This window comes from Acinetobacter sp. MF4640, from assembly GCF_002018895.1.
Lineage (GTDB): Bacteria > Pseudomonadota > Gammaproteobacteria > Pseudomonadales > Moraxellaceae > Acinetobacter > Acinetobacter johnsonii.
This window is the reverse complement of the sequence record NZ_MVOM01000072.1, coordinates 1-12,104: the sequence shown is the minus strand read 5'-3', so window position 1 is coordinate 12,104 and position 12,104 is coordinate 1. Positions and strand designations below refer to the sequence as shown.

General features: G+C 39.9%; 11 protein-coding genes and 1 riboswitch. Of the genes, 5 read left to right on the top strand and 6 right to left on the bottom strand.

Annotated elements, in window-relative coordinates:
- Positions 1-158: 158 nt before the first annotated feature.
- The 6 genes from MF4640_RS16995 to MF4640_RS16970 all read right to left on the bottom strand — a co-directional run bounded on the left by MF4640_RS16995 (position 159) and on the right by MF4640_RS16970 (position 5,988).
- Complete coding sequence (locus MF4640_RS16995; protein WP_078390329.1) at positions 159-386, bottom strand: hypothetical protein; 228 nt, start codon at positions 384-386, stop codon at positions 159-161.
- Between the two features lie 181 nt (positions 387-567).
- Positions 568-1,812, bottom strand: coding sequence for a D-amino acid dehydrogenase (locus MF4640_RS16990; protein ID WP_078390328.1), 1,245 nt, complete (start codon positions 1,810-1,812; stop codon positions 568-570).
- Positions 1,813-1,944: 132 nt separating this feature from the next.
- A riboswitch (glycine riboswitch) is annotated at positions 1,945-2,031 on the bottom strand.
- Positions 2,032-2,260: 229 nt separating this feature from the next.
- Positions 2,261-3,079, bottom strand: coding sequence for a hypothetical protein (locus MF4640_RS16985; protein ID WP_227518678.1), 819 nt, complete (start codon positions 3,077-3,079; stop codon positions 2,261-2,263).
- 263 nt (positions 3,080-3,342) lie between these two features.
- Positions 3,343-4,434, bottom strand: a complete 1,092-nt coding sequence (gene aroC, locus MF4640_RS16980; protein WP_078390327.1) for a chorismate synthase — start codon at positions 4,432-4,434, stop codon at positions 3,343-3,345.
- A gap of 15 nt (positions 4,435-4,449) precedes the next feature.
- On the bottom strand, positions 4,450-5,460 hold the full coding sequence (gene prmB, locus MF4640_RS16975) for a 50S ribosomal protein L3 N(5)-glutamine methyltransferase (RefSeq protein ID WP_078390330.1): 1,011 nt from the start codon (positions 5,458-5,460) through the stop codon (positions 4,450-4,452).
- Between the two features lie 105 nt (positions 5,461-5,565).
- A complete protein-coding gene (locus MF4640_RS16970) occupies positions 5,566-5,988 on the bottom strand; it encodes a lysozyme inhibitor LprI family protein (protein ID WP_078390326.1) in 423 nt (140 codons plus the stop codon).
- Between the two features lie 193 nt (positions 5,989-6,181).
- On the opposite strand from MF4640_RS16970, the gene MF4640_RS16965 reads away from it, so the two are divergent.
- The 5 genes from MF4640_RS16965 (at position 6,182) to MF4640_RS16945 (ending at position 12,016) form a co-directional block, all read left to right on the top strand.
- Positions 6,182-6,487 (top strand): hypothetical protein, encoded by a 306-nt coding sequence (locus tag MF4640_RS16965; protein WP_062034879.1) that lies wholly within the window; start codon positions 6,182-6,184, stop codon positions 6,485-6,487.
- 157 nt (positions 6,488-6,644) lie between these two features.
- Entirely contained in the window at positions 6,645-8,018 is a 1,374-nt protein-coding gene (locus MF4640_RS16960) for an ABC1 kinase family protein (protein ID WP_078390325.1), read from the top strand.
- 231 nt (positions 8,019-8,249) lie between these two features.
- Positions 8,250-9,536: an acyl-CoA dehydrogenase family protein gene (locus MF4640_RS16955; RefSeq protein ID WP_171065398.1), complete on the top strand. Its 1,287-nt coding sequence runs from the start codon at positions 8,250-8,252 to the stop codon at positions 9,534-9,536.
- A gap of 17 nt (positions 9,537-9,553) precedes the next feature.
- The gene (locus MF4640_RS16950; protein WP_078390324.1) at positions 9,554-10,753 is read left to right on the top strand and encodes an acyl-CoA dehydrogenase family protein; all 1,200 of its coding nucleotides are present in this window, start codon (positions 9,554-9,556) and stop codon (positions 10,751-10,753) included.
- A 699-nt stretch (positions 10,754-11,452) separates the two neighbouring features.
- A complete protein-coding gene (locus tag MF4640_RS16945; protein ID WP_078390323.1) occupies positions 11,453-12,016 on the top strand; it encodes a lytic transglycosylase domain-containing protein in 564 nt (187 codons plus the stop codon).
- Positions 12,017-12,104: the final 88 nt, after the last annotated feature.

Below are 12,104 nucleotides of genomic sequence, written 5' to 3'. Positions count from 1 at the left end.
AAGTGAAGGAGCTGTCTGCTGAAATGCTGAACTTAAATTCTGAGAAAAAGTCATAAAAAAATGAGCGTATCTGGATACGCTCATTTTTACCGCATTTCAGCTATTTTGTCTTAACTGATCAGCATTATCCACATTGGGAGGCTTTTTGATCTTTGGACTTATTTCGCTTCAGACGCTGCCGCTGGTGCTGATGCACCTGCTTCTTCAGACTCTAAAGGTGCAGCATCAATCATCTCTGGACTAACTTCTATATTGGTCACTGGTGTTTCAGTTGCTGAGCTTTCCACTGACGTTTGTTCAGTCTCTTGTTTTTTGTCACTACATGCTGCAAGCGACAGCATTGTTGCAGAAGCTAAAACCACCAAAGCCATTTTCATGTTAATCATTATTCACCTTCACATTAGTCATTAATTGCTTGAAACAATACTACTTATTTTTGCTCAAGTTTAAAGTATTCGTTTGTGAGCAATCTTTTGAAATTAAGGCAGAATTATAACACCATTGAACAAAAATGATAAAACAAGCTCGAAGCAAACTTGTTTTTATCCCTCCAAGAATGCACTCGAATTAAACAGGATACGCTGTCGCGACTTCCTGACTAATCATTGCCGCAGTTGCTGCAGATAGCGTCCAACCTAAGTGCCCATGTCCTGTATTAAAGAACACACGTTCTAGCTTTCCACGGCGAACTACAGGCATCATATTCGGCATCATGGGGCGAAGACCTGCCCAAGGCACCGCATGCTCTGTCGAGACTTTAAAGTTGCGATTGGTCCAGTCAACAAGAGGTTGAATCCGATCTGCCCGGATATCACGGTTATAGCCATTAAACTCAGCAGTGCCCGCAACACGGAAACGATCTTTACCTAAACGTGAAGTTACAATTTTCGCACTTTCATCCAGCAAACTCACCCACGGCGCATTTTGCTGGCTTTCTTCGTCATTTAACATCACCGTAATCGAATATCCCTTTACAGGATAAACATTGACGCGTTCTTGGACCAATTCAGCCAATTGATAGCTACCCACCCCTGCACAAACCACAACAGCATCGGCAGCCAACATTTCCACTTCATTTGGAAGCAGTTCAACATTCTCTGAACTTGGCTGTAACTTTACTTCAACACCTGAAGTTAAATGTTCGATATCTGTCACATCCATACCAAAACGATACTTCACACCTAACTTTTTGGTAACTTCAGCCAAACCTGTGGTGTACTTATGAATATCACCCGTCGCATCACCTTCACAATAGAATCCAGCATAATAGTCGCCGGTCAGTGTCGGCTCAATTTGCTTAATTTCTTCATTGCTTACACCGCAACGTTCCAAACCACCTTTATTCAACATATGATTGACGCGAATAGCAACGTCATAGTCTTGTTTATTATGATAAAAATGTAAAATGCCACGTTTTTCTAAATTAAAGTCGATTGACTCTTTTTCAGCAACTTCAAATAAACGCTGACGAGCCAATAAAGCTAAGCGCACTGTTTCGTGGGTATTGGCCTCATAATGTTTAATATTGCCCAGAAATTCCATCAGCCATGCATATTTATGCACACTAAACGCAGGATTGAGCAATAAAGGGGCAGATTTTTGAGACATCCATTTCATGCCTTTCAGCACTGTCGATTTTTGGTTCCAAACTTCCGCATTACATGCAGACAGTTGTCCACCATTTGCAAAAGAAGTTTCCATCGCAGGAAATAAATGACGATCCACAACGGTGACTTGATAACCCAGTTGACTTAATTCATACGCAGTTGTGACGCCTGTAATTCCAGCACCAATGACAACGACATGACACATAGACACCTCCTTTTTATTGTTTGATGTCAACCCCATCTGTCATGTGTACCTGAGAGCTTCGATCTAAAACATCCCTTGACGTTTTAAACCATCCCCTTCGGTGAGTGATTGAACACTTCTCTCCAGAGTTTTTTCATTATTACAGTCCTTTTGCCTGAGAGTTTCCGGGGTCGTTGCTCCTTCGGCGAATGCAGAACATTTCTCTCCTGCAATAATGCTTATTATTCTATGAGCAATTTATATACCATGTAATCATCAGATTTGAAACTGCTCTTAAAGTATTATCTTTCATTTATTTTTATAGAGCACAACCTCAGCTTAGGGCAAGCATTGCACTATACTGATCAAAATAACGCTTTTACTGCTTTAAAATAGGACATATCTATCGCGCACATCTGAGCTATGCTGAGGTCATCTAAACATTTTTAATAGTGATGATTTATACATCTTAAGATGCTTCATTCTGTTTCTCTCCTGTATTAAAAGAATGAATGAGTTGTTCTGCATCTTGATAAATTTCTTGCCAATGCGGTAGTAACTCACTGTGAAAGCTTATAGTGATATAACTCGTATTAAACCCATAATTGGGCTGATGTGTATTAAATTCACAACTTGTTGCACCAGTCTTAAAATAAAGACACTTAATGGTTAGGCTTACCCCTTTACCTTTACGCTCCTGCCAATACACCTTTTTTCCAACACCATCATCACTTTTTACGTCTATTTCGTAGAGTCCCAAATCTGAGTTAAATGTTTTTGTTTCATCTATCCATACTTCACTCACCTCTTCTCCACCAGAAGACATTCCTTTCCTTAAGTATTGTTTTAAAAGTAGAAACTCATTAAAAAAGTCTTTACTTCCCCACTCCTCTTTCCAAACTGAGCGTTGGTTTAATGCGATTGTGATATCATTTTTATACTCAGAACCTAGTCTAAAGCCTTCTCTAGATGCTGTCATTTCGGGCCATTTCACTTTCAAAGCAATACTTTGAATTTGATCATCACAACCTTTGGCCTCGTGTTCTTCTTTGATATTTTTCCCCCAGTAATTAACACCTTGATAAGTCACTCTGCCAAAAAGTAAATACTGCTTATCAATAAGCATGTGCCGATCACCAAATTTTCCACAAGCATATAAGCGCGCTTTAACTTTTTCAGGGTCATGCATACTGTCATAGCCATATATCAACAATGAAATAACCAAAATGGTGAGTAGTGATAAAAATATAATGGTGCCTCGTCTGACTGTGCTTATTTTTTTATTCATATCCCCCTTCCTTTTTTTTCTTTTAAAAATTAACTCTCTAAATTTTCTTACTCAGTAAGACCAAATGAAGATTCATCAAAGGTTGTCCTACATTGGCACTAAATAGGTAAGATGCCATTTGATGAGTATCGTGATAGCCATAGCACACATAATATGCCAATAACTCTTTTCTTACATTTAAGATTAGCTTTCATACGCAAATAAAAAAAGTCAGACCGAAGTCTGACTCTAATGTGTACTCTCTTAAATATAAAGAGAATTTTCTAGTATTCAATCGGTGCAAATGGTGCAACGACGTCTGCATTTTGAGCACGATGACGCAGAAAGTGATCCATTAAAACAATCGCAAGCATTGCTTCTGCAATCGGAGCCGCACGCACACCCACACAAGGGTCATGACGACCTTTAGTTAATACGTCAGTATCTTCACGATTAATATTGATCGTTTTACCCGGTGTGGTAATAGATGCTGTTGGTTTAAGCGCAATTGCAACACGAATAGTTTGACCACTCGAAATACCGCCCAAGATACCCCCTGCATGGTTCGCAAGGAAGCCATCAGTGGTTAACTCATCACGGCTTTCATGTCCAAACTGACCTGCAACGGCAAAACCATCCCCAATCTCAACCCCTTTGACCGCATTAATAGACATCATGGCATGGGCAATGTCAGCATCTAGACGGTCAAAAACAGGCTCACCCCAACCTACAGGCACTTTTTCAGCCAAAATTTCAAGCTTTGCACCGCAACTGGTACCTTGTTCACGCAATGAAGTCACAAGGGCTTCAAAGCGTGGTACGGCATCGACATCGCCACAGAAGAATGGATTATTAGGTACTTCATTCCAATCCAATTTTTCCGCAATTTCAGTCCCAATTTGGGTCACATGACCACGAATTAAAATACCAAACTTTTCAGCCAAGTATTTTTTCGCAATTGCACCCGCAGCCACACGCATAGCCGTTTCACGCGCACTTGAACGGCCACCACCACGGTAATCACGGAAACCATACTTTTGTGTATAAGTATAATCTGCATGTCCCGGACGAAAGCTTTGTGCAATATTGCCGTAATCTTTGGATTTTTGATCGGTGTTACGGATCAATAAACCAATTGGTGTGCCTGTTGTTTTACCTTCAAACACACCTGAAATGATTTCAACTTCATCAGGTTCTTTGCGCTGCGTCGCAAATTTAGAAGTGCCCGGCTTACGACGGTCTAAATCTTTTTGCAAATCGTCTGCTATAAGCTCAAGGCCCGGTGGAACACCATCCACAATCGCCATTAAGCCTACACCATGAGATTCACCACAAGTCGTTACACGGAAGAGTTGCCCTATACTATTACCTGCCATGTCTAACGACTCCTTTTATGCTTGAACAGATTGAATGAATAAATCACGGAATTGACGGCATTGAGCAGCGGTCAATGCAAAGATTCCTGTACCGCCTTTTTGGAACTGTAACCAGTAAAAATCAACAGTATTAAAGTTTTGGCGCATTGCCCATTCAGAATTACCCACTTCAATCACGATGAGACCATCTTCAGTTAAGTAATCTGGCGCTTGAGCTAACATTTTACGAACCAAATCTAAGCCATCTTGACCTGCCGCCAGTGCCAATTCTGGTTCATGGTGGAATTCTTCAGGTAAATCTGCCATGTCTTCAGCATCCACATAAGGTGGATTCGACACGATGAGATCGTATTGATTTTCAGCAGGAATTTTGGAGAACAAGTCGGACTCAAGTAAAGCCACTTGATACTGTTTGTCGTGGTGTTCTGAGTTAATTTGAGCCACTTCTAAAGCTTCTTTAGAAATATCCGTTGCATCTACTTCGGCATCTGGGTAGGCATAAGCCAAAGCAATCGCGATACAACCTGAGCCCGTACACATATCTAAAATACGTTGTGGCGTTTTTGGATTCGGGTTTTCTGGCAAGTTATTGACTGCCTCACCCATTTGTCCATTTTCACCTAAGCAATAAGGTGCAAAACGGTTTTGAATCAATTCTGCAATCGGTGAACGTGGAATCAGTACACGTTCATCGACATAATATGGCTTGCCATCAAAATATGCCAAATTAAGCAAATATGAAGTCGGTACTTTTTCATTAATACGACGTTCTAATAAGTTTAAAACTTCTGTCTTTTCGCTTGGTAGTAGCTTCGACTCTAAGATTTCAGCATCCGCATTCCAATCTAAAGATAAAGTTTGTAAAACCAAAGCTGAACTTTCAGCAAAATAGTCTTCTGTACCTTGACCTAAATGTGCATCGTATTGACGTAATGCTGTCACTCCAAAACGGATAAAATCACGAATTGTGCTTAAGTTTTCAGCGGCTTCCTGTATATGTTCAGGGCTAATAGTCGGGCGATCCACTAAAGGCGTCTCCAAGGTCATAATAAAAACGCCTTATGATACCCTGTTTTTCTATGATTTATAATGTTTTGATGCACAGCAAACACATTTTCATACGCTTTGCTCTTATTTGCTGATACGGCCTGTACGTGCTTCGTACATATCTGCACGGGTTTGTGTCATTTGCATCAGACACGAAATACGCTGTAATTCAGTCTTTTCATTTTTCACGATAGGTTTGTTATTACAAATCTGATCACGCTGCGCCAGCCATTGCTGATGAGACTGTTTAACCAATCCTTGCTCATCTACAGGAGCCTGCGCTAAATACGGCTTAAATACTTTCTTTAAGCGTTTCTTTTGTGCTTTATATTCTTTACTCATGCATGCATCAATTTCACTCAACACATTGCCAGTTTGCTTCATGCATGCTTCATATTTTTTAGTTGGGCCCATTGCATAGGCTGAACCACTGAACAATCCCACAACAAGCAACGCACTAAATATTTGTTTCAATTCCTTTCCCCAAAGCAAATTTTCTTCATTCATTTTTTAATCTAGTCATTCACAACATCTACGTGCTGTAGCGCTTTAATATAACATCCTATTTTGTATGAACATACTAGCCCTCTATAAAATTTCCACTGCACAGCTTTTTACATGAACTCACAGGCTTTGCATTGAAACCTGATCAAACAGCCTTATTATAAAGTGAGTTCTTCTGCCAATATTCCCCAAACTTATGAGTTATAAACACAACAATTTAATGGCGATGCGTGAACGCTATTGGAATGACACCGAAAACAATCATGTCGACACTGAAAAAGCCTATTTCCAGAAGCTGTTGCAACAGCAAGGGATCTATGAATGTGCAACCCTTGAAGATGCTCGATACTTCTTTTTTAGCCTACCGAGCATCATCATTGTTAAAGGTTATGCACATGGATTTATGCACCAACCAGTACAAGAAATGATCCTCCAACACATACAAACGCATAAAGATGAATTGATTCAGAAAAATACGCTTAAAGTAAAATTTCGCATGTAACAATCCCGATTAGGCTTTATTTAGATGGTTGCTTAACACTTATGGCCTTTTTTAACTCGAGATTCAGCAAGTTGAACTTTTTTAATACGTGAATACACGATATTATCCGTTACAATCTAAAATGCTGCCCTTGCTGATGAAAGGATTTTACTGAATTATGTCAGATCACAACGATAAGCTTAAACAACTGAAAACCTCCTCTATGGATCGTCGTTTATCGATTGCCAAAGCTTCGTTGCTTGCTGGAACACGTTGGGCTGCTTCTAATGCGACAACTATGTTTTCTAGCGAAGAAGAAAAAGAAAAGAAACGCAAAAAAGCAATGAAAGAACAGGCCGATTATCTTGTTTCTGAAATAGGCAAACTTAAAGGTTCTATCGTCAAAATTGGCCAAATGATGGCGCTTTATGGTGAACACTTTCTACCTGAAGAAATCACGCAAGCCTTAAATACTTTAAATAATCAAACGGTCGCTTTAGCGTGGCCTGCGATAAAACAGCAACTACACAGCCAGTTGGGTTCTAAGTTGGATGATTTAACCATCGATCATGAGCCACTGGGCACTGCATCACTCGCACAAGTCCACCGTGCAACGCGCAAGTCTGATGGTTTAGAGATGGTATTGAAAATTCAATATCCAGGAGTTGCTGAAGCCATTGACTCTGACATGAGTCTGTTCAAAAACATGCTTAAACTGACACGAATGGTGCCGCAAACACGCGAGTTCGACCAATGGTTCGATGAAGTTCGTGAAATGATGCACCGTGAAGTGAATTATAAAATTGAGGCTGCAACCACACGCCGCTTTGCTGCTCGCTTAAAAGAAGACCCACGCTACATCGTGCCGCAAATTATAGATGGCTACTGCACAGACCAAGTATTGTGTATGACATTTGAGCGTGGTGTGCCGATTAACAGCCCAGTCATGCTGTCTCTTCCGCAAGAACGTCGCAACAAACTTGGCGAAGCATCACTTGAAATTGCGGTACGCGAGATTTTTGAATGGGGTGAAATGCAGACCGACCCGAACTTTGGTAATTACCTCGTTCGCTTAGGCAATGGCAATGACATCTTGGACAAAATCGTTCTGCTTGATTTTGGCGCAATCCGACAGTTTGATGAACACTTACTTGGTGTCGCACGTAAGCTCATTCATGCTGGGTTTAATCATAGTAGTGAAGAAATGGTTCAAGCAATGACAGGCTATGAGTTTTTCGACTCTATCCCTCAAAGCATTAAACCCGATATGGCTAAAGTCTTCTTACTTGCAACTGAAGCATTCAGCAGTCCAAGCAATAACCCAGACTTACCTACTGGTGTTATGGATGAGCACTTTGCTTATGACTGGAAAGCAAGCCAACTTCATAGCCGTGTAATGCAGCAAGCTTCAAAGTCGATGGCGTCTCGCTATTTTAGTGTTCCACCGAAAGAATTTATGTTTATCAGCCGTAAATTCATCGGTGCTTATACCTTTATGACTGTGATTGAAGCGAAAACTAATGTTCGCGCAATGGTGAAAAAATTTATCTAAAAGTACATTGACCAAAATGACGCGATGTCATTTTGGTCAATTGATCAATCATTTCAATTCCAAACGATTCAATAAAAAACTTAAAAAACAAAATATTAGAATAATTTAAAATACGCCACATACCGTTTATCTTTGACAATACGTCATGTCAGTCATGACATAGTTATTCGTGTGCCGCTATGTCAGCATAAAACCACAGAATAATTCTGCTGGATGAAAATAATGACAAATATGGTAAATAAGGCGCAGGGATTTGGCTTATCACTGATCACAAAAATGGCAAGTAGCGACGTACTTGACCAATTAAAACTTAGAAAATTTATGGAGAAATCGCTTTATCAAGGCTCAAAAGCGGGCTATAAGACTCTATCAAAAACACAAAAAGCCTTTAAAGCCAATAAAGATCTACATAAACAACGGCTCAACAATCAAGAAAAATCATTATTTGATCTGAGCTATTCAGAAGATCAGCAAATGACCATCGACACCATGTCACAGTTTGCCGCCGATATACTTTACCCATTAGCCGCAAGTGCCGATCAAAATGAAACTTTTCCAACAGAACTTTGGCAATATATCGAAGAGCTAGGTCTGAACTTTTATGCTTTGCCTGAGGCACTCGGTGGTGTCGCTGCTGAGAAAAATATTCTGAGTAATGTGCTTATCGCGGAGCATCTGGCCAAAGGTGACTTTAGTTTAGCCGCGGGTATGCTCTCTACCTTTAGTGTAATTAATGCCATTACGCAATGGGGTTCGGAGCAAGTACAAGCTTTATATTTAAACAGTTTTGCGCAAGACAGTAGCATTCGCGCTAGCTTTGCAATTCAAGAAGTTACGCCTGCTTTTAATCCTTACCAGTTAAAAACCAAAGCCATTTCACGTGATGGTCAATATTTTATTCAAGGTGAAAAGACACTGGTACTATTGGCTGAAAGTGCAGATATTTTCCTTGTCAGTGCTGAACTTAATGCTCAAACTGAAGTTTTTATTCTCAGACGGGATGAAAGTATTCAGTTTAAAAAATCTCCCGCTATGGGGCTCAAAGCAACGGAAACAGCAACTTTAATTTTTAATCAAACCCCTGCTTTACGCTTAGGTGATGAAGATTTCAACTACACGGCATTTTTAGACCTCGGCAATTTAATGTGGTGTTCAATGGCGGTCGGCACATGTGAGGCGGTCAAAAAATATTGTATTGAATATGCCAATGAACGTACCGCCTTTGGTGAACCCATTTCACATCGTCAAAGTGTTGCTTTTATGATTGCCGATATGGCCATTGAAATTGATGCAATGCGTATGCTCATTCTAAATGCCGCAAGTCTAGCTGAATCTGGGCAGACATTTCACCGTGAAGCCTATTTAGCACGCTTACTTTGTGCCGAAAAAGCCATGAAAATTGGCACCGATGGTGTACAGATTTTAGGTGGGCACGGATTCACCAAAGAACACCCTGTTGAGCGTTGGTATCGTGATTTACGTGCAACAGCGATTGTTCACTCTGGTCTACATGCATAATAAAAAGGAAAATTGGCATGAATTTACAAAACCCTAAAAAATTTAAATTACTGATTGATCAAGCCCACCAAGTGGCCATCAATGTACTTCGCCCTATCTCCCGAAAATACGACAAAGCTGAACACAGCTATCCTAAAGAACTGGATATGTTGGCATCTTTAGTCGATGGTATGAATGAAGGCGGTGAAGGTATGAACGCAGGGGCCGCTGTCGGCAAGCGAGGTACCAATGAACAAGGTAATAAAAATGGAGTGAATCTCTCTACCGCTTTAAGTGTAATTGAAATGTGTTATGGAGATACCGCTTTACTCCTATCAATGCCCCGTCAAGGGCTGGGAAACTCAGCAATTGCAGCTGTTGCCAATGAAGAGCAATTACAACGCTTCAAAAACACATGGGCAGCTATGGCAATCACTGAACCAAACTGTGGCTCGGACTCTGCCGCTATTCGCACCACGGCAATAAAAGATGGTGATGATTACATCTTAAATGGTGAAAAGATTTTCGTGACTTCGGGGGAGCGTGCCGATGCTATCGTCGTTTGGGCAACTCTGGATAAAAAATTAGGTCGTTCAGCCATCAAATCTTTTGTGATTCCTAAAGGAACTGCTGGCATGACAGTGGACAGTTTAGAACTTAAGCTAGGAATCAAAGCCTCTGATACCGCAGTTATTCGTTTAATCGACTGCCGAGTGCCAGCCAATAACCTACTGGGAAATGCGGAAATTGATATTGCTAAAGGTTTTGCTGGCGTGATGGAAACTTTTGATAATACCCGTCCGCTCGTTGCAGCGATGGCTATAGGTTGTGCCAAGGCCTCACTAGAACGCATTAAAGAGATATTCAACGATTATTTAGATCCTCAGTATATAACACCATACTTACAGACGACTCATATTGCGAGCCAAATTTATCGTATGGAAGCCGAATGGGAAGCGGCACGTTTACTCACCTTAAAAGCCGCATGGATGGCAGATAACAAGAAACTGAACTCAAAAGAAGCCTCCATCTCCAAAGCCAAAGCTGGTCGAATTTGTAATGAAATTACCCTTAAGTGCGTCGAACTTGCGTCAACGGTCGGCTACAACGAAGATGAGCTTTTGGAAAAATGGGCAAGAGATTCTAAAATTCTAGATATTTTTGAAGGTACGCAACAAATTCAGCAACTCATTATCGCACGCCGTGAACTAGGAAAGTCATCGAGCGAATTGAAATAAATTAAAACATCCCTTTCGGACATGTTGAAGCCATGGTTTCTCTAAATAAAGAATCATGGCTTCACATTGAAAGTAATGTAAATAAGAAAGCGTTGGACTTAGATTCATGCTATCTAACAACGGCTGAACTTATTTGTTGGGCTTCAAAAAACGTATCGCTATCACAGAATTTAGATTTATTGAGTAAATTTAATATTAGATAAATGTTTTTAATTTTTTATGTATCTCCACTCTATTTTTAAACATTATCGATGAGCATCATAAAACAAATATTCAATACTGTTTTCCATATGTGAGAAATACCCTTTTTTGAAATTTGAAACTTTTTATAAGTCCTCAGTCATGTCTTTACATTAGGCCTTATATCCTCATAATTTCAAACTTAATATTTGGAGAATAGCCAGTCTTACCAATGTAGATACTGCTTAGGCTATTTGCTATAAGCAAGAGGAATTTCTTTGACTTGTCCATGCAATCACCTATAAAGAAGCTAAATACGATGGGTTTATATGACAAAACTATCTTTGCAAGCGGGTCTACTCACAGCATAAAATCTAGGATTTCGATTAATCACCTCTATTTAGCTTAAATAAAGTACGGATTTAACAAAACCATAAAATAGTCCCTTCTGTCTCAACTTGACTGTAATTGCACAGCTCAATATGATCTTCTCAGACATTATACCAATGGATATACAGTTTGCTTAATTATCAACGATACTTGCCAACATCTCATATTAAAGCTAAATCTGTTTTAGTTTTAACAACAACTTTTTTAATATTTACTGGTTGTGCATCACTTGGTGGCGGTTCCGTTGAAAAGCGTTCAGCAAAATTAGCCAATGGCATTCAAAAGGCATATGCTGTTGAACCAACTACAGCACTACGTATTGCACCCATGATTGTACAAAGTGCCGATCGCTATAATGTCGATCCATTACTAGTTGCGGCGGTCATAAGACAAGAGTCCAGCTATAGAAATTATGCTGTTTCCCCTGCTGGTGCTATTGGACTTACCCAAGTTATCCCGCGCTATTGGCAACAAACCTGCCCTGGCGATTTATTTGAAGAAATTAATAATATTAATTGTGGCACTTATATTCTCGCTAACTATAACCAAAAAGCAGAAAGTTGGCCCAAAGCTTTGGCTTATTATAATGTCGGTCCAACAGGCTACCATTCGAGCTGGAAAATGAAACGTCAAGGAAAGAAATATGCCAAACAGGTTAAAGCACATCAAGAAAACTTAAAAGATGCTCTATAATCTCTTGTAAATAAGACATAAAAGCCAGCAAATACTGGCTTTTTAGCATTTAGACCCTTATAGATAGCTTATTTTCGGCTCTTTTCAT

What these genes read in the sequence shown, in the direction of transcription:
- MF4640_RS16950 (WP_078390324.1), top strand. Translation starts at nt 9,554, where the DNA reads ATGAATTTACAAAACCCTAAAAAATTTAAATTACTGATTGATCAAGCC.
- MF4640_RS16955 (WP_171065398.1), top strand. Translation starts at nt 8,250, where the DNA reads ATGGTAAATAAGGCGCAGGGATTTGGCTTATCACTGATCACAAAAATG.
- MF4640_RS16960 (WP_078390325.1), top strand. Translation starts at nt 6,645, where the DNA reads ATGTCAGATCACAACGATAAGCTTAAACAACTGAAAACCTCCTCTATG.
- MF4640_RS16995 (WP_078390329.1), bottom strand. Translation starts at nt 386, where the DNA reads ATGATTAACATGAAAATGGCTTTGGTGGTTTTAGCTTCTGCAACAATG.
- MF4640_RS16990 (WP_078390328.1), bottom strand. Translation starts at nt 1,812, where the DNA reads ATGTGTCATGTCGTTGTCATTGGTGCTGGAATTACAGGCGTCACAACT.
- MF4640_RS16985 (WP_227518678.1), bottom strand. Translation starts at nt 3,079, where the DNA reads ATGAATAAAAAAATAAGCACAGTCAGACGAGGCACCATTATATTTTTA.
- MF4640_RS16970 (WP_078390326.1), bottom strand. Translation starts at nt 5,988, where the DNA reads ATGAATGAAGAAAATTTGCTTTGGGGAAAGGAATTGAAACAAATATTT.
- aroC (WP_078390327.1), bottom strand. Translation starts at nt 4,434, where the DNA reads ATGGCAGGTAATAGTATAGGGCAACTCTTCCGTGTAACGACTTGTGGT.
- MF4640_RS16965 (WP_062034879.1), top strand. Translation starts at nt 6,182, where the DNA reads ATGAGTTATAAACACAACAATTTAATGGCGATGCGTGAACGCTATTGG.